Here is a 17846-nt window from a genome sequence, read left to right on the forward strand (position 1 = left end):
GCCGCCTGCCGTGGGGCGACGGATGTGGCCATAGGCTGTGGGTCATGGTCGGATCGGGCTGGGACGACGCCCAGTTGCCGCGGCTGCGCCGGGTCGGTGTGGTCGGGACGGGGCTCATCGGCGCCAGCATCGGGCTGGCGCTGTCCGCGCAGGGCGTGGAGGTCCTGCTCCGCGACGCCGACGAGGCGCAGGTCGCGATCGCCGCGAAGATGGGCGCGGGGCAGCCCTGGGCGGCGGGGGAGCGGGTGGAGCACGCCGTCGTCGCCACCCCGCTGCCGACGATTCCCGCCGAGGTCAGGGCCCTGGCCCGCGCCGGGCTGGCCGACACGGTCAGCGACGCCGGCAGTGTCAAGGTCCGTCCGCTGGTCGAGGGCGTCCAGCTCGGCTGCGACCTGTCGACCTGGTGCCCGGCGCATCCCATCGCCGGGCGGGAGCGCCACGGCGCGGTCTCGGCGCGTGCGGACCTGTTCGCCGAGCGGGTGTGGGCGGTCTGCCCGGTCCCGCACACCGGCGCCGCGGCCCTGCACGCCACCGTGGCGTTGGCCCTGGCCTGCGGCGCCACTCCCGTGCGGACCACCCCGCAGCGCCACGACGAGGCGATGGCGACCGTCTCGCACGTGCCCCAGCTCGTCGCCAGCGCGCTCGCCGGGGTGCTGGTGGGGCTCGCGCCGGGGGAGGTGCCGCTGGCCGGGCAGGGGTTCCGGGACACCACCCGGCTCGCCGACAGCGACGCCGAGCTGTGGGCGGGGATCGTCGAGGGCAACCGGGGGCCGATCGCCCGGCGGGTGCGCGACCTCGGCTCCCGGCTGACGGCCCTGGCCGACGTCCTCGACGCCGCCGGTGCCGACGATGTCACCACGGCGGTCACCCGGCTCATGCGGGACGGGCACGCGGGGCGCGCGCTGCTGCCGCGTAAGGCCGGCGCCACGGCGCGGTCGTGGGGCTGGGTCGGCGTGGTGCTCGACGACCGGCCCGGGCAGCTCGCCGCGATCGTCGGCCTCATCAGCAGGTGGGACGTCAACATCGAGGACGTCGGTCCGTTCGAGCACAGCCTGGACGCACCGGCCGGCATCGTCGAACTCGCCGTCGATCCGGCGGTCGCGGACAGTCTCGTCGACCGGCTCACAGCCACCGGATGGACGGCATACCGACGATCCTGATGCGGTACCGAGTAGCCTGATCCGGGTTGCCCGCGACGGTCCCCGCCGCGGCGCGACCGACGGGTTGACGCCACCGGCCCGCCCTTCGGCCCGGTTCGCGTGCCGGGAGTCGTCCGACGGTCATCGTCCGGTGATCGTGGCCGGCGGGCCGGCCACCGCCCTCGCGGTGGGCGAGGGTCGGGGCGGACGCGGCGCGGTAAGGGGTCCGCGGGGCGCGACCCGACGATTCTCAGGTGTCCGGGACGGAGGAATCGGGTGAAGCCCGAGCACGGGTCTGCGCTGTCGGCGGGCGGGAGCGCCGCCGACGGGGTGAAGGGAACGTCCGCGCCGCTCGGGTCCGAGGCAGGCGCGTCCGCGCTTGCCGACGGCCCGGTCGAGGGGCTGATCGTGGCGGTCGACGGTCCCGGCGGATCGGGAAAGAGCACGGTGGCCCGCGAGCTCGCGCGGCGCCTCGGGCTGCGCTATCTCGACACCGGGGCGATGTACCGCGCCGTCACCCAGCTCGCGCTGGAGCGGCGCATCGACATCGAGGATCCGCAGGCGGTCGCGGAGCTCGCCGAGCGGGCCGTGCTCTCCGTCGGCACCGACCCGGACGAGCCGTCGATCGCCGTCGACGGGGTCGGCGTCGACGCCGAGATCCGCACCAGGGCGGTCACCAACGCGGTCAGCGCCATCGCCGCGGTGCCCGCGGTGCGGGCGCGCCTCGTCGCCCAGCAGCGCCAGGTGATCGCCGCCACCCGGCCCGGGGGCATCGTCGTCGAGGGCCGCGACATCGGTTCCGTCGTTGCGCCGGACGCCCAGATCAAGGTGTTCCTCACCGCGTCGACGGAGGTGCGGGCGCTGCGCCGGTCGCGTCAGCTCGGCGAGAAGGGCGTCGACGACGTCGCGCGGACGCTGGCCGAGCTGGACCGCCGCGACGCGCTCGACTCGAGCCGCGCCGCCGACCCGCTGGCCGTCCCCGAGGGGGCGATCGTGCTGGACTCGACGGCCCTGTCCGTCCCCGAGGTGGTCGACGAGGTCCTCAAGCGCTGCGGGCAGTCGTCGAACGTGGCGACGTGACGGGCCCCGACCAGGCCGCGGACGACACGACCACCCGGCCGACCCCCGAGGCCATCCTGCCGGCGCCCGAGACCGTTCGGCCGGCGCCCGAGTCCACCCGGCCGACCCCCGAGTCCACGCGGCCGGCCTCCGGGACGGGGCTGCTGCACCGGGGCGCCGCCTCGCCGGTCTACAACGACCTGCCGCACCGCGTGCTCAAGCCCGGCGTGCGGCAGGTCATCAACCGGCTGATCATGCGGGTGACCCTGGAGGGACTCGAACACGTCCCCCGGGACGAGCCGCTGATCTTCGCCGGCAACCACAGCAGCTGGCTGGACGGCCCGCTGGTGGTCATCGAGTCGCCGCGCACCGTGCGCTGCCTGGTCAAGTCGGAGATGTACACCCGGATCGTCGGCCGCCTGCTGCTGATCAGCGGGCAGATCCCGATCGACCGGGGCCGCCCCGACCGCGAGGCGCTGCACACCGCGCTCGACGAGCTGTCCCGCGGCGGCGCGATCGGCGTCTTCCCGGAGGGCACCCGGGGCAGCGGGGAGATGGCCGCGGTCCAGCACGGCATCGCCTACCTCGCCGTCCACGGCCGCTGCCGGGTGCTCCCCGTAGCCTGTATCAACACCGGCGACGCCCTGCCCAAGGGCGCGCGCTGGCCGCGCCGCTCGGTGCAGGTCAGGGTGGTCTTCGGTAAGCCGTTCGAGGTCGACGTGCCGGCGAACCCGCGCTCGCGCCGGGCGCTCGCCGCCGTCGCCGAGGACATCCGGGTGCGGTTGCTCGATCATCTCGAGACCGCCCGCGCCTCCCCGGGCGCATCCGCCGCGTGATCATCGTAGATCACCGGTCCCGACGACAGGTGTGGCAGTGATGGCAGTGATGAGCAGACAGGACGCAGCGATGGACGGCGCCGAGGCGGCATCCGGCGACGACCTTCGGAACGCCGACCTTCGAGGCGCCGAGCTGGGAGCCGACGAGCTGGGAGCCGACGAGCTGGGAGCCGACGAGCTGGGAGCCGACGAGCTGGGCCCGGTCACCGGCCAGCCGGTCGTGGCCGTCGTCGGGCGGCCCAACGTGGGCAAGTCGACGCTGGTCAACCGGATCCTCGGCCGCCGCGCCGCCGTGGTCGAGGACGTGCCCGGGGTGACCCGCGACCGCATCGCCTACGACGCGGTGTGGAACGGCCGCCGGTTCACCCTCGTCGACACCGGCGGGTGGGAACCCGACGCCTCCGGGCTCGCCGCGCAGGTCTCCGAGCAGGCGTCGGCGGCGCTCGACACCGCCGACGCGGTGCTGTTCATCGTCGACGTGACGACCGGGGCCACCGACGCCGACGAGGCCGTCGCCCGGGTGCTGCACCGCAGCGGCCTGCCGGTGATCCTGGTGGCGAACAAGGTCGACGACAACCGGTTCGAGTCCGACGCCGCCGCCCTGTGGGGGCTCGGGCTCGGCGAGCCCCACCCCGTCTCGGCGCTGCACGGCCGTGGCAGCGGTGACCTGCTCGACGCCGTGCTCGCCGTGCTGCCCGAGGCGCCGCGCGAGGTTTTCACCGAGACCGACGGCCCGCGCCGGGTCGCCCTGATCGGCCGACCCAACGTCGGCAAGTCCAGCCTGCTCAACAAGATCGCCGGTAGCCGCCGCTCGCTCGTCCACGACGTGGCCGGCACCACCCGCGACCCGGTGGACGAACTCGTCACCGTCGGCGGCGAGGAGTGGATGTTCATCGACACCGCCGGCCTGCGCCGGCGGATCCGCGAGGCGTCCGGCGCCGAGTACTACTCGTCGCTGCGCACGGCCGCGGCGCTGGAGGCCGCGGAGGTCGCGATCGTCCTGCTCGCCGCGGACGAGCCGCTCACCGAGCAGGACCAGCGGGTCATCACCATGGTGATCGAGGCGGGCCGGGCGCTCGTCATCGCCTTCAACAAGTGGGACCTCGTCGACGAGGACCGCCGGTACACCCTCGAACGGGAGATCGACCGCGACCTCGGCCGGATCGCCTGGGCCCCGCGGGTGAACATCTCCGCCCGCACCGGGCGGGCCACCGACCGGCTGGCCCCGGCGCTGCGCACCGCGCTGGAGTCCTGGGGCACCCGGATCCCGACGGGCCGGCTCAACACCTGGCTCGGCGAGGTCGTCGGCGCCACCCCGCCGCCCGCGCGCGGCGGCAAGGTGCCGAAGATCCTGTTCGCCACCCAGGCCGGCGTGCGCCCCCCACGCTTCGTGGTGTTCACCACCGGCTTCCTGGAGCCGGCCTACCGCCGCTTCCTGGAGCGCCGCCTGCGCGAGGATTTCGGCTTCGCCGGCTCACCCATCGCCATCTCGGTCCGCGTCCGTGAACGCGGCGACCGCCGCAGCCCCACCGCCGGCTGACCCGCGGCGCAGGCGCGGGACGCACCAGGTGTCCCGTGCCTGCCCGGACGTGGAACGTCGTGGGATGGACGCTGCCCGACGGGGTGCGTGCCCGGTGGGTCCTTGCCTGGCGCCGAATCTCTGGTGCGGTGCTGAGACCCGATCAGCGCGCCGCCTTCCTGGGGGCACGAGCTCTGTTCGTGGAGGGCTTGGTCGCCGGCGTGTTCCACCCGTCGTTACGGGTGAAGGGATACCAGTCGAAGCCGGGCTGGTACGGGATGACCTGGGCACCAGACGGCCGAGCCCTGTGGCGCTACGGCGACCTCATCCCGGGGCAGCCTGGCCCGCATAGCGAGTGGCTCCAGATCGGCACCCACAAGATCTTCCGCTGGACGACCTCGGCCAAGATCCAGCACGTCTTCGCGCTCAGCTCTGTTCGAAGTAGTGGCCGTGCGTCAGGTCGTCGATGAGTCCTGGGTGCGCAGGCTCCCATCCGAGCAGCTTCCGCGTCACCTCGCTGGAGGTCGGGTTGTCCACCCCGACGAACGCGCCGAGGAAGGCGAAGCGCTCGGCGGCGTCGGAGGCGGCGATGCTGACCGTGGGGACGCCGGCCCCGCGCCCGATGGCGGCGGCGATGTCGCGGAAGGGGATGCCCTCGTCCGCGACCGCGTGCAGGCGGCTCCCGGCCGGGGCGTCCTGCAGGGCCAGCAGGTAGACCCGTGCCGCGTCGAGCGTGTGCACCGAAGGCCACCGGTTGGCCCCGTCTGCCACGTAGCCCGACACGCCGGACTGCCGGGCGATGCCGATCAGGATGTGCGCGAAGCCGTGGTGATCGAGCGAGCTGTGCACGATCGGAGGCAGCCGGACGATCGACGACCGTACCCCGCGGTCGGCGAGCCCGATCACGAAGTTCTCCGCGTCGACCCGCGGACCGCCGCTGGCGACGTCGGCCTCGGTTCCCGGTCGTCCGACGATGCCCGCGAGGGTGAGCATGAGCGTGCCGGAGGAGGTGACCAGCGGCTTGCCCGTCCCCTCGAGCGCCGATGCGAGCGCGGTGATGGCGGCGAGGTCGGCGGCGACCGCGGCGGCGAAGTTGCCGGCCCCCATCAGGTCGTGCTTGAAGGCGAGGTGGATGACGCCGTCGGCCGCCGCGGCGGCCACGCGCAGCCCGTCGAGATCGTCCAGGTCGCCGCGGCAGACGTCGGCGCCGGCGGCCGTGAGTGCCTCGGCCGAGCTGTCCGAACGAGCCAGCCCCACGACCTGATGTCCCGCCCGCAGCAGCTCGGGCACGACCGCCGAACCGATGTGCCCGGACGCGCCGGTCACGAAAACACGCATGGGAAACCCTCTCGGAACGACTGATGTCACCTGGTGCCATCACCCTAACATGGTCATGACGCCAGGTGACATCGCTAGGCTTGTCACATGGGCAGATGGCAGCCGGATGCGCGCGTGCGGTTGCAGGAGGCGGCCCTGGCCCTCTACGGCGAGCGTGGGTACGAGGAGACGACCGTCGCGGAGATCGCGCAACGCGCCGGGCTGACCAAGCGCACGTTCTTCCGGTATTTCGCGGACAAGCGCGAGGTGCTGTTCTGGGGCTCCGAGTTGCTGGAGCAGCAGATGGTGGCCGCCATCGAGGCCGCCCCCGCGCCCGTGTCGCTCCTGCGCCTGATCGCCGCGGCGCTGGAGGCCGCCGCCGTCCGGTTCGAGGAGGTCCGCGAGTTCGCCGGCCCGCGGCACCGGATCATCGCCGCCAGCCCCGAGCTACGGGAACGCGAGCTGATCAAGGCGGCCTCCCTGGCCGCCGCCATGGCACAGGCCCTGCGCGCACGGGGATTCGGCGACACCGCCGCCACCCTCGCCGCCCACCTGGGCACGACCGTCATGCACGTCGCCTTCACCCAGTGGATCGACGACCCGGCCCGCAGACCCTTCCAGCAGATCGCCGGGGACGCCCTGGCGCACCTGCGGGAGATCGCCTCCGCCGAGTAGTCCGGGCCGGCTGCGCCACGGAGACCGGCGGCGACTACCCCGTCGGCGTGGGTCTGACCCGTCGGCGTGGGTCAGACCCGTCGGTCCGGACGGGCGGGCCCCTCCGGGTCGGCCGCGGCGTAGGCGCGGGCGAGGTGGTCGCCGAGTCCGGTGATCGCCTCCCGGGCCGTCTCGACGGGTGGCTTGTGGGTGTAGCCGTGGTCGACGTCGGGGAAGCGGTGATAGGTGACGTCGGCCCCGGTGGCGCGCAGCTTCTCGGCGAAGATCTGACCGTCGGCCTCGAGGGAGTCGAGCCCGCCGGTGGTGACCAGGGTCGGCGGGAAGCCGGAGAGGTCCGGGGCGAGCGCGGGAGAGGCGAGGGGTTCGGCGCGGGTGGCCGGGTCGGGGAAGTAGGCCTTCTGCACAAGCCGCAGCAGCCGCGGGCCGATGGCGGGAAACCTCTTCGGCGAGGTGCGGGCGTGCGGGTCGAGGCCCACGTCGGTGACGCCGAACCCGACGGCCAGGGCGACCGGCAGGAACGCCCCGGCGTCGCGGGCCTGCTGGACGACGTTGATCGCGAGTTTCGCGCCGGCGCTGTAGCCGCCGACGGACAGCCGTTCGCCGTCCCAGCCCCGCTCGGCGCCGTGCGTATGGGCCCAGGCGGCCACGTCGTAGGCCTGGTGCTCGGCGACGGGGTAGGTGACGTCGGGGGCGGTGTCGTAGTCGGGGACGAGGACCGCGGCGCCGACGTCGGCGGCGAGGTAGCGGCAGACGTGGTCGTCCTGCTCGGGCCTGCGGACGATGAACGCGCCGCCATGGAGCTGCACGTGCACCGGCGGGGGCGCTGCGGTGCCCGCGGGCCGGTAGAGCAGGCAGCGGACGGGGCCGTGCCGGGTGGGCACCGTCACGGTCTCGGGGTCGGCAACCGTCCCGCTGGCGAACCGCAGGGACTTCGGCGGGCGTGCGACGAGGGTGAAACCCGTGCGCATGACGCGGGCGGCCAGGCGGGTCCCGAGGCCGGGGGTGGGGCCGGTGGTCAAGGTCTGTCTCCTGGGGCGGGTCCGGGCTCCGGTGGCGGGTCCGGATCCGGCGTCGAGCGTGCGGGGCAGCGGCGCTGTCTGTCACTTCTACAGGCGTCGCGGCCATCGCTGCCATCCGCTGTCTGCTGCGCCTCGCTGCCGTCGGCTGCCGACGGCTCAGCAGGGTCGGACGATCGCGTCGTACGCCGCGTAGCCGCCGGCCACGATGTCCTGCACGTCTCGCGGTCGCTGCGGCGCGCGGAAGGAGTTGCGGTGCGGTGGGCACAGTTCTCGGGCTCGGACCGCACAGAACGCACCGCAATCGGCCCCGCACCGGCAGACCCCCGACCACCGCAAACGACCGGATGTGGCGGCACTGCTGGTGGCAGAAGAAATCGCCCCGGAACCGGTCCGGCGGCACCCAGTGGTCCGGCTCATCGTTCGAGATCTGCACCAAGAACCGGTGCGGCGCGTCAACATGAAGGAAAGGTGAGGCCGCGGCACATGAGAGCCCGTTGGGGTCCCAGCCAAGGGCGGGCCCGAGGACCGCTGCGAATTCGGGGCGAGTCAGCCCAAGCGTTTGAAGCGCATTACACCGGCCGGCTTGGTCCTCGTCCTCGATCAGACCATCCGGGGCAGCCTGATGGACAGGAGCCCGGCCAGGACCGGCGGGCAACAGAAGGAGGACCGCCGCACGGAGGGAGAACGGGACGAACGCCGTTCGGGCGATCTTCTTTACGGTAAGAAGTCGCGGCGAGCCCCGCGAGGCGGAGCGCCGCCCACGCTGCCTTGGGATTCAGCCCGAGCAGTCCCGCCAAAGACCGCCAACCACGCTTCGCCACCGATCCCGCGAGGGGCTTCGCCACCGATCCCGCGAGGGGAGGGGGAGCGCGAGGGTGGAGCGAAGCTCCCCCTCGCCCCGCGAGGCGAAGCCGAGCAATGAATAAAGGGTGAGGCCCCAGCCTGCGCTCTCCGCAGGCACACCTCACCCCTCACCCGTGTCGGGACGACAGGATTTGAACCTGCGACCCCCAGACCCCCAGTCTGGTGCGCTACCAAGCTGCGCCACGTCCCGTACGTCGACAACATTACCGGATCGGCGGCCGGGTGTGGTGACCGGGGGTCGCGTCAGCGTCGACGCGACCCCCGACCCTCGTGCGCGGGCCCCGCGTGGGACCAGGCCGAGGCCATCACCCACGAGGGTGTTCGTGCGGCTGCCGGCCGCGACGGGGAAGGGTCAGGCCGCACCCTGGGCGCGTCGCCGAGCCACCCCCGCACCGATCAGCAGGGCGCCGACGGTGGCACCGGCCAGTGGGAGCAGGGGCGAGGACCCGCGGTCGGCCATGCCGCCGCCGCCGGCGGCCACACCGCCCGGGCCGCCGGCGCCGACGACGCCGACACCCACGCCGGCGACGACGCCGACCGGGCAGTCGCGGTTGCGGTCCTTGTCCTTGTCCTTGTCATCCCAGTTGAACCAGTCGTCGTCCTTGCCGTCCCGGCCGTCCCGGCCGTCCCGGCCGTCCCGGTCGTCCTTGCCGTCCCGGCCGTCCCGGCCGTCCCGGTTGCCGTCCAGGTTGTCGGCACGCCTCTGCTTGTCACCGCCGTCCCTGTTGTCGAAGCCATCCCTGTTGTCGAAGCCGTCCCGGCCGTCCCGGCCGTCCTTGCCGTCCCTGTTGCCCTTGTCGCCGAAGATGTCCCAACCGTCGTCCTTCTTGTCGTCGCAACGGTTGTTTCTGTCCTTGTCGTCGAAGGCGTGGGCGGCGGCCAGGCCGGGCCCGAAGGTGAGGGCGACGCTCGCTGCACTCGACATCGCGAGAACGGCGGCGCTCCGGCCCATACCCTTCTTCATCTGGTCCCCTCTCTCACTTACGGTGATCCGTTTGTCACTGCGAGTGACACCATAGCGACTGCGTGTGGGGATGCGCGGCAAGCGGGCCGGGCGTGGTGCGAGCGGCCCGGCCGGCGCGAGAAACGCCTGGCCGGCTGGATTTCACGGTCTGTCCCGCCGTCGACCGGGATGGCGGGCGTGGGCGACGGCCGGCTCTCGGCTCGTCGGTGCAGGATCACCGATTGTGTTCGGCTTGCTCGCTACAGTGACGGTCGGTGAAGGGGCTGCGGCCGGGGCGCAGGCAGAACCGGTGGCGCGTACGGCAGACGGCCAGCGGCCAGCGGCGTGCGGCGTGTGGATCGGGCGGGAGGGACTGTGGAAGGCGAGACCAACGACGGCCACCGGAAGCCTGCCAGCGGACCGGTCCCCGTCGCCGCGGCCACGCGGCGCCCCCTGCTGTGGCGCGGGCTGCTCCTCGTGGGCCTGGTGCTCATCGTCGGCAGCGGATTCCGGCTGGCGGAACCGGCACTCGACGCCGTCCGCGGCGGTTCCGGGACGGATGCGGCGGCCGACCTGCCGGACATCCCGCCGCCCCCGCCCCCGCCGCCGGCGGCCTCCGCGGGACCCGCGATCGGTCTGCCGCCCGCGCTGGTCGAGCAGCCGGTGGTCGTCATCAACGATCCCGTCCGACTGCGTATCCGGCGGATGGGGATCGACGCGCCGATCACCCATCTCGGCCTGAGCCCGGACGGTTCGGTCGCGGTACCGAAGGCGTGGGGCGACGTCGGCTGGTTCGACCGCGGTCCCGCGCCGGGTGGCATCGGACCGGCCGTCCTCGTCGGCCACTACGACTCCACCACGGGGCCGGCGGTCTTCTACCGCCTGCCCCAGCTCGTCCCCGGCGACCGGATCGAGGTCGCCGGGCGGACCGGGGCCGCCCAGGCGTTCATCGTCGACCGCAAGGAGGACGTGTCGAAGGCGGCGTTCCCGAGCCAGCGCGTCTACGGACCGGTGGCCCGGCCGGAGCTGCGCCTGATCACCTGCGGCGGCGCCTTCGACCACAAGACCAAGCACTACCTCAACAACGTCGTGGTCTACGCGCATGCGGACACGTTCGCGGGCCCCGCTCCCGGCGCGCCCGCGGGACCCGCCCCGGCGGCGCCGGCGACGGGCGGGAAGCCGGCCGCCCCGCCGAGCAGCGCCCCGCTGGGCAGCGCCCCGCTGGGCAGCGTCCCGCCGGGCGCCGCCATCGGGCCGACCCGCACCGCGGCCGTTGCGCCGGCCGGTGGCGGTACCGGCCCGTCGGCCGGCGCGGCGGGCGCACTCACCCACGCGCCCGCCGTCCCGCCCGCTCGGGCCGCCCGCCCGCCGGCCGGCGCGGCCGCCGTGCCGCCCGCAGGCGCCGCCGCGGTTCCCGCTTCGACGGCGCATGCTGGCACGTTGGTGCTGCCGGGCGCGAGTTCGGGCGGTGGGTCACCGGCGGCGGGGGGTCCGTTCCGGTAGGTCCCGGCGGTGCGGTCCCGGCGGCACCGGGCGTCCCCGCAGCGGGTGCGGGCGCGGCCGCGGGGACTCCCTGAGCCGCACCGGCGGCCCGGCGGCGGCAGGGGTAGCGGATGTCCCCGGCCCACGCCGGCGGCCTCGCGGCGGTGACGGCGAGGGCGAGGGTGAGGGAATTCCCCCGGGTCGATCCGGCGGCTGACCGTTCCGCTTTTCGCCGGCGCCGCGCGGGGCGGGAGGACACCCGTCCTTCGATACGCCTACGGCGTCCGGCAAGGGCGTGGCGGCGGCCCGTCCGGTCCCGGAACGATGCCTTTCCCGCGGTTCGCGGAACCGGCGGGGACCCCGATTCCGGCCGCCCCGGGGTGGCTCGCCGGATCACCTGCGCAGCGTCACCCGAGACGCGGATCAGTACACCGCTGGTCGCGGCCCACCCAACCGACTGTCACGGCGGCAGGGGTCGAGGGGTGTCGCAGCCCGACCGTCGTCACGAGACGTGAGTGCGGTGGCACATCTTGCTGAGGAGGGGGTGCTTTCCGGTGGCGTGTCCGAGCGTTGGGTTCGGGGTGGTTGCCGACCCTGCTGGTATGTCCATTATGGTCGTCGACAGCACTTCTGTTCCGGCCGTTCATCGCAGTCTGGAATATGAAGTGCTGGTTACGTGCCATGCGAACAGCGATACCCGTCGGACCGATGCGCCTAGTCCTGCCCCCGGTTCGGCGGCCCCTCCGAGTATGTCGGGGCAGGCGCGGGGGACCCATGGTCCTGGAGGTGGCTGCCGCAGGCGGCGCCGTCCCCAGGGGTGGAGCCGATAGGTCCGCGCGGCCGGCACCGGGCTCCCCGGCCCGACTCCCGGCAGCTCACCTCGTAGGCGCACGGGAAGGACACGCCTTGCCCCGTCGTGGTATGGCCTGGCTACCGGAGGACTGGGAACAGTTCGTTCGCAGCCGCCAGCGGCCGCCGGCGCCCCGCGCCTCCTCAGGCTCCGGCGCGGTCCGCCGCCGTACCACCCCTCCGCCCCGGCGGGCCGCCACCATCGCCGCGTTCACGACCGGGACGCTCGCCGCGTCGACGGCCGCCTTCGCCGCGACCGTGCCTGCCGGGACCGACGGTGCGGCCTCCCTGGACGCGGGCACGCCGATCCACGAGGCCGCGATGGTCGACGGGCACGGGCACGGGCACGGGGACGTCGGCGACCTGACCGGGGCGCGCACCCTCGCGCCGCTGGCCACCGCGATCGCCGACCACGACCCGGTGTTCACCAACGTCTCCATCAGCGCGGACAAGTCGACCGTCGCGCCGAACACCCCCGTCGTGCTGACGGTGCGCGCCACCGAGGCCGACACCGGCGCCCCCCTGTCGGGCCAGGACGTTCGCATCGTGGTCGTGAACGGGCCGCAGTGGCAGACCTCGACGCGCCTGCACACCGACGCCAACGGGACCGCCCAGATCACCGCCCGGCTGCTGTCCACCACGACCATCACCGCCGTCTTCGACGGGTCGAGCGCGCTGCGGCCATCCCTCGCCGGCGCCGCCACCGTGACGATCGCCAGCCCGGTGCGGGGCGCGGGCGGGCTCGGCGGGTTCGGCTCCGGTTCCGGTTCCGGGTCGGTCATCGACCAGGCCATCCCCACGGTGATCCCGGGCAGTTCGATCGGCGAGAAGGCCGTCTACCTGGCCTCGCTGAACAAGGGCAAGCCGTACGTGTGGGGCGCCGAGGGGCCCTACTCCTTCGACTGCTCGGGCCTGGTCCAGTACGTGTTCAAGCAGCTCGGCCGGTCCCTGCCGCGCACCGCGCAGGGGCAGTACAACGTCTCGACGAAGGTGCCGCAGTCCGGCAAGCAGCCCGGCGACCTGATCTTCTACGGCACCCCGGGCAACATCTACCATGTCGGCATCTACGCCGGGAACGGCTACATGTGGGCCGCGCCGCAGACCGGCGGCGTCGTCTCGCTGCGTCCGATCTACAGCTCCACCTACAAGGTCGGCCGCATCCACTGACGGCGCCGGCTCGGCGCCGGGCGACGCCGATCCGCGCGGGGCGGTGCCGGGCAGCCGTGCCGAGCGGCCCTGCCGGGTCCGACGGACCCGTGGCGACGGCCATCCGCTAGCGTCAGCGCTGTCCGGACTGCCGATCGGGCGGCCCACGCGCGACCGGGCGGCCCCGGCGGCGCCGTGCCCGCGGGGCAAACCCGCGGGTGCACCGGGCGCGGTGGGCGCCCGCTCACCGCACCCCGCGGCACCTGCCGCCGAGCCGGTCGAAGCGCCGGTGGAGGAGGGACGTCGCATGACCGCGCCCACCCCGCAGCCCACGGCGTCCGAGCCGGTGCCGCCGGACCGGGTGTGGACGATCCCCAACGCGCTGTCGGCACTGCGGCTGCTCGGCGTGCCGGTGTTCCTCTGGCTGGTGCTCGGGCCGGAGGCGGACGGCGCGGCGCTGGGGATCCTCGCGTTCGCCGGGGTCAGCGACTACCTCGACGGCAAGCTCGCCCGCGCGCTCAACCAGACCAGCCGCCTCGGCGTGCTGCTCGACCCGCTCGCCGACCGCCTCTACATCCTGTCCACGATCATCGCGCTGACCGTGCGCGAGATCGTGCCGATCTGGCTGGCCGTCCTGCTGCTGGCCCGCGACGTGGCGCTGCTCGCCCTGCCGCCGCTGCTGCGGCGCATCGGCGCGGGGGTCGCCCTGCCCGTGCACTACCTGGGCAAGGCGGCGACGTTCAACCTGCTCTACGCCTTCCCGCTGTTGCTGCTCTCCGCCGGTGACTCGTGGCTGGCGACCGCGGCCCGCCCGCTCGGATGGGCGTTCGCGATCTGGGGTACTGCTCTGTACTGGTGGTCCGGCCTGCTCTACTTCGTCCAGGCCGGCCAGCTCGCCCGGCGCTACCGGGCCCACACCCGGACCGGTGCCCACCCCGGGGCCGGCGAGAGCGGGAGGTAAGCGGTGAGAGCCGTCGTCATGGCGGGCGGCGAGGGCACCCGGCTGCGTCCCCTGACCGCCAACCTGCCCAAGCCGCTGCTGCCCGTCGTCAACCGTCCGATCATGGAGCATGTGCTGCGGCTGCTCAAGCGGCACGGCTTCGACGAGACGGTCGTGACGGTCCAGTTCCTGGCCTCGATGATCCGCACCTACTTCGGCGCCGGCGACGAGCTCGGCATGCACCTGTCCTACGCCACCGAGACGACCCCGCTGGGCACCGCCGGCAGCGTGAAGAACGCCGAGGACGCCCTGCGTGACGAGGCGTTCCTCGTCATCAGCGGCGACGCGCTGACCGACATCGACCTCACCGACCTCGTCGCCTTCCACCGCCGCCAGGGCGCACTCGTCACCGTGGCGCTCAAGTCGGTGCCCGACCCGCTGGAGTTCGGCATCGTCATCACCGGCGAGGACGGGCGCATCCAGCGCTTCCTGGAGAAGCCGACCTGGGGGCAGGTCTTCTCCGACACGGTCAACACCGGGATCTACGTGATGGAACCCGAGGTCCTCGCGCACGTGCCGCCCGGCGAGGCGGTCGACTGGTCCGGCGACGTCTTCCCCCGCCTCGTCGAGGCCGGCGCGCCGGTGTTCGGTTACGTCGCGGCCGGCTACTGGGAGGACGTCGGCACCATCGCGAGCTTCCTGCGCGCCCAGGCCGACGTGCTCAACCGGCAGGTCGACGTCGAGATCGACGGCTTCGAGGTCTCGCCCGGCGTGTGGGTCGGCGAGGACGCCGAGGTGCACCCCGACGCCATCCTCAAGGGCCCGCTCGTCGTCGGCGACTACAGCAAGGTCGAGGCCGGCGCCGAGCTGCGCGAGTTCACGGTGCTCGGCAGCAACGTCCTGGTCAAGAGCGGTGCCTTCCTGCACCGGGCGATCGTCCAGGACAACGCGCTGATCGGTCCGCAGACCAACCTGCGCGGCTGCGTGATCGGCAAGAGCACCGACGTGCTGCGGGCGGCCCGGATCGAGGAGGGCGCCGTCATCGGCGACGAGTGCGTCGTGCGGGAGGAGGCGTTCGTCTCCCACGACGTGAAGGTCTACCCGTTCAAGACGATCGAGGCCGGGGCGGTCGTCAACACCTCGGTCATCTGGGAGTCCCGCGGGCAGCGTTCCCTGTTCGGCCCGCGCGGCGTGTCCGGCCTGATCAACGCCGAGATCACCCCCGAGCTCGTCGTGCGCATCGCCGGCGCCTACGCCACGACCCTGAAGAAGGGCGCCACCGTCACCACGGCGCGCGACGGTTCGCGGGCCGCCCGCGCTCTCAAACGGGCCGTCATCAGCGCGCTGACCGCCGGGGCCATCAACATCCGCGACCTCGAGGTGTCGCCGATGCCCGTCACCCGGTTCGACGTCCGCTCCTCCAACGCGGCCGGCGGGATCATGGTGCGCACCGCCCCGGGCGACCCCGAACGCATCGACATCCTCTTCCTCGACGCCGACGGCGACGACCTGTCCCCGGCCGCCCAGCGCAAGCTCGACCGGGTCTTCTCCCGGCAGGACTTCCGCCGCGCCTTCCCCGGCGAGATCGGCGACCTGCGCTTCCCCGCCCGCACCCTGGACCTCTACATCCAGGACCTGCTCGACCGCGTCGACACCACCGGCCTCGCCGAGGCGGACCTGAAGATCGTCGTCGATCCGTCCGGCGGCTCCGCCTCGCTCGTGCTGCCCACCCTGCTCGGCCGGCTCGGCGTCGACGTGCTGACCGTCAACGGGCGGGTCGACGAGATCATCCCTGCGCACAGCGCCGCCGACGACCTGCGGGCGACCGACCGCCTCGGCGCGCTGGTCGCCAGCTCCGGCGCGGCCTTCGGGGTGCGCTTCGACCACGTCGGCGAGCGCATCGCCATCGTCGACGAGCGGGGCGACCTCATCGACGACCGGGCGCTGTTGGTCTTCCTCGACCTCGTGGCCGCCGAGAACCGGGGCGCCGAGGTCGCCCTGCCGGTCACCACCACCCGGGTGGCCGACCAGGTGACCCACTTCCACGGACTGACCGTGCGGCGGACCTCCCTGTCGGCGGCGGCCCTGACCCGCGTCGCCCGCGAGGAGGGCGTCGTGTTCGCCGCCGACGGCCGGGGCGGCTTCGTCGTCGGCGAGTTCGCCCCCGCCATCGACGGGCTCGCGGCGTTCGTGAAGCTGCTGACCCTCGTCGCGCGGACCCGGCTGACGCTGTCCGCGATCGACGCCCGGATCCCGTCCATCGCCATCCTGCGCCGCTCCGTGCCCACCCCCTGGGCGGCGAAGGGCACGGTCATGCGGCGCATCGTGGAGTCCGTCGATCCCGACGCCGGCCAGACCCTGGACACCACCGACGGCGTGCGCATCGTCTCCCCGGACGGTTCCTGGGTGCTGGTGCTGCCCGATCCCAGCGAGGCCGTCACACACCTGTGGGCCGAGGGGGCGGACCTGAGCGAGGCCCACCAGCTCCTGCGCCACTGGGCCGAAGTGGTCGAGGCGCCGTAGCCCTGGCCGAGTGCGGCCGAGCCCGGGTGAAGCCGCTTGCGGTGCGGTTCGCGCGGACTGGAGCCGGCGGACGATACACCTCGCACCGCACACGCCTCGCGCGTACCGCGACCGGCGGGTCACCGGTGACACGCCCCGCCCAACCGGGGGCGTGCCGACGACCCACGGCACGCGCGGGACGACCGCGGTCGGCGATGGCGGGCCGCCGGTCGGTCAGAATGCCGAATGTGCGGGATCGGACCGGATGGCGATGGCCAGAGGCGATTTACCCCGCCGGCGGCTGTGCACTGCCCGGGTCCGCCGTGCTCCGCGGCACCTCCGAGCCCCTGCCGGCGGAGCTCGCCATGCTCCTCGACGACCCGCCGCGCCGACTCCCCCCGCGCGCCGAGCCGGGCCCGGGCGCCGAGCCGGGCCCGGGGGGTCGGGGATGGTTGCGGCCGGTGGCGCTGGTGCTGGCGTTGGCGCTGCTCGGCGGGGTGATCGCGATCGGGGCGCGGCGTGCCGCCGTCACCGCCGACGCCCGCGACCGGCTCGTGGCGACCCTGCGCGTGCAGGTCGGCGAGCGTTCCGTGGCGCTGGCGGGCACGCAGGACCGGGTCGGGCGGCTGCGGTCGCAGCTCGCGGTGGCCCGCGAACAGCGCCGCCGCGCCGAGCGCGACCAGGCCGGTGCTGCCGCGGACGTCGCGGCGCTCGGACCCGTGACGGGCTCGGCCGCCGTGACGGGCCCCGGCGTGCGCATCACCATCACCGACCGGCTGGCCGGCGGCTCCGGCGGCGCAGACCCCCGGGTGTCGGCGTCCGGCACCCCCCGACCGCGCCAGACCGGCCCGACGACCGCCCCGGGCGTGGTCGCCCCGGGACGCATCCAGGATCACGACCTGGCCGACCTGGTGAACGTGCTGTGGATCTCCGGAGCCGAGGCGATCGCGATCAACGGAGTGCGGCTGACGGCGCTCAGCGCGATCCGGGCGGCGGGGGACATCGTGCTGATCAACTTTGTCCCGGTGCTGGCGCCGTACGCGGTCGAGGCCGTCGGTGACCCGCTTCGGCTGGTGCGGCGGGTGGATCAGTCGGCGGTGGTCGACCGGCTGCGCCACCGTCCCGGCTCTCCCGTGACCTCCCTGACGGCGTCCGCCGCCGCGTCCCTGACCCTGCCCGCGGCGCCGTCACCGGTGCTGCGCCATGCCCGACGGAGCGGATCATGATTGCCCTGCTGGCCCTCGTGCTCGGTGTGGTGGCCGGACTGCTGCTGGGACCGAGTGCCCCGGACTGGTTGGACCCCTATCTGCCGGTCGCGGTCGTCGCGGCGGTCGACGCCGCCCTCGGCGCCGCGCGATCGCTGGTCGAGCGGACGTTCGACGACCGGGAGTTCATCGTCTCCTTCCTCTCCAACGTGGTGATCGCCGTTCTGCTCGTGCTGCTCGGCGATCTGATCGGCTTCGGCGGTGCGCTGTCGACGGCGGTCGTCGTCGTGCTGGGCATCCGGATCTTCACGACCGCGACGGTCCTGCGCCGTGCGCTGATCAGGCTCTGAC

At 73.8% G+C, this 17846-nt stretch carries 14 protein-coding genes and 1 tRNA gene; 11 read left to right on the forward strand and 4 right to left on the reverse strand.

Going from position 1 to position 17846, the window contains the following annotated elements; all coding sequences use genetic code 11:
* The first annotated feature begins 44 nt into the window (after positions 1 to 44).
* The 4 genes from FRAAL_RS09830 (at position 45) to der (ending at position 4574) form a co-directional block, all read left to right on the forward strand.
* Entirely contained in the window at positions 45 to 1160 is a 1116-nt protein-coding gene (locus FRAAL_RS09830) for a prephenate dehydrogenase (protein WP_011603419.1), read from the forward strand.
* Between the two features lie 255 nt (positions 1161 to 1415).
* Positions 1416 to 2219, forward strand: a complete 804-nt coding sequence (cmk, locus tag FRAAL_RS09835) for a (d)CMP kinase (RefSeq protein WP_041939089.1) — start codon at positions 1416 to 1418, stop codon at positions 2217 to 2219.
* Positions 2216 to 3034 (forward strand): lysophospholipid acyltransferase family protein, encoded by an 819-nt coding sequence (locus FRAAL_RS09840; RefSeq protein ID WP_011603421.1) that lies wholly within the window; start codon positions 2216 to 2218, stop codon positions 3032 to 3034. Before cmk ends, FRAAL_RS09840 begins: the two co-directional genes overlap by 4 nt.
* Positions 3035 to 3083: 49 nt before the next feature.
* The gene (gene der / locus FRAAL_RS09845) at positions 3084 to 4574 is read left to right on the forward strand and encodes a ribosome biogenesis GTPase Der (protein WP_231861597.1); all 1491 of its coding nucleotides are present in this window, start codon (positions 3084 to 3086) and stop codon (positions 4572 to 4574) included.
* A 405-nt stretch (positions 4575 to 4979) separates the two neighbouring features.
* Here the strand turns inward: der and FRAAL_RS09850 are convergent, their stop codons facing one another.
* Entirely contained in the window at positions 4980 to 5891 is a 912-nt protein-coding gene (locus FRAAL_RS09850) for an SDR family oxidoreductase (RefSeq protein ID WP_041939090.1), read from the reverse strand.
* An 87-nt stretch (positions 5892 to 5978) separates the two neighbouring features.
* Here FRAAL_RS09850 and FRAAL_RS09855 point away from each other — a divergent pair, with 87 nt between their 5' ends.
* On the forward strand, positions 5979 to 6545 hold the full coding sequence (locus tag FRAAL_RS09855) for a TetR family transcriptional regulator (protein ID WP_011603425.1): 567 nt from the start codon (positions 5979 to 5981) through the stop codon (positions 6543 to 6545).
* A gap of 71 nt (positions 6546 to 6616) precedes the next feature.
* Here the strand turns inward: FRAAL_RS09855 and FRAAL_RS09860 are convergent, their stop codons facing one another.
* From FRAAL_RS09860 to FRAAL_RS09870, 3 genes are all read right to left on the reverse strand, one after another.
* The gene (locus tag FRAAL_RS09860; protein WP_011603426.1) at positions 6617 to 7564 is read right to left on the reverse strand and encodes an alpha/beta hydrolase; all 948 of its coding nucleotides are present in this window, start codon (positions 7562 to 7564) and stop codon (positions 6617 to 6619) included.
* A 980-nt stretch (positions 7565 to 8544) separates the two neighbouring features.
* Positions 8545 to 8618: transfer RNA gene (locus tag FRAAL_RS09865), tRNA-Pro, on the reverse strand.
* A gap of 162 nt (positions 8619 to 8780) precedes the next feature.
* A complete protein-coding gene (locus FRAAL_RS09870; protein WP_041939091.1) occupies positions 8781 to 9392 on the reverse strand; it encodes a hypothetical protein in 612 nt (203 codons plus the stop codon).
* A 354-nt stretch (positions 9393 to 9746) separates the two neighbouring features.
* On the opposite strand from FRAAL_RS09870, the gene FRAAL_RS09875 reads away from it, so the two are divergent.
* The 6 genes from FRAAL_RS09875 to FRAAL_RS09900 all read left to right on the forward strand — a co-directional run bounded on the left by FRAAL_RS09875 (position 9747) and on the right by FRAAL_RS09900 (position 17845).
* Complete coding sequence (locus FRAAL_RS09875) at positions 9747 to 10874, forward strand: class F sortase (RefSeq protein ID WP_157734444.1); 1128 nt, start codon at positions 9747 to 9749, stop codon at positions 10872 to 10874.
* Positions 10875 to 11759: 885 nt separating this feature from the next.
* Positions 11760 to 12869, forward strand: a complete 1110-nt coding sequence (locus tag FRAAL_RS09880) for a C40 family peptidase (RefSeq protein WP_041939092.1) — start codon at positions 11760 to 11762, stop codon at positions 12867 to 12869.
* 286 nt (positions 12870 to 13155) lie between these two features.
* Entirely contained in the window at positions 13156 to 13809 is a 654-nt protein-coding gene (clsA, locus tag FRAAL_RS09885; protein WP_011603431.1) for a cardiolipin synthase ClsA, read from the forward strand.
* A gap of 18 nt (positions 13810 to 13827) precedes the next feature.
* Positions 13828 to 16311, forward strand: coding sequence for a mannose-1-phosphate guanyltransferase (locus tag FRAAL_RS09890; protein ID WP_041939093.1), 2484 nt, complete (start codon positions 13828 to 13830; stop codon positions 16309 to 16311).
* 344 nt (positions 16312 to 16655) lie between these two features.
* Complete coding sequence (locus FRAAL_RS09895) at positions 16656 to 17516, forward strand: DUF881 domain-containing protein (RefSeq protein WP_055751924.1); 861 nt, start codon at positions 16656 to 16658, stop codon at positions 17514 to 17516.
* The gene (locus FRAAL_RS09900) at positions 17513 to 17845 is read left to right on the forward strand and encodes a DUF1290 domain-containing protein (protein WP_011603434.1); all 333 of its coding nucleotides are present in this window, start codon (positions 17513 to 17515) and stop codon (positions 17843 to 17845) included. The genes FRAAL_RS09895 and FRAAL_RS09900 overlap by 4 nt, the downstream gene beginning before the upstream one ends.
* Position 17846 lies beyond the last annotated feature (1 nt).

This window comes from Frankia alni ACN14a (genome assembly GCF_000058485.1).
Taxonomy (GTDB): Bacteria; Actinomycetota; Actinomycetes; order Frankiales; family Frankiaceae; genus Frankia; species Frankia alni.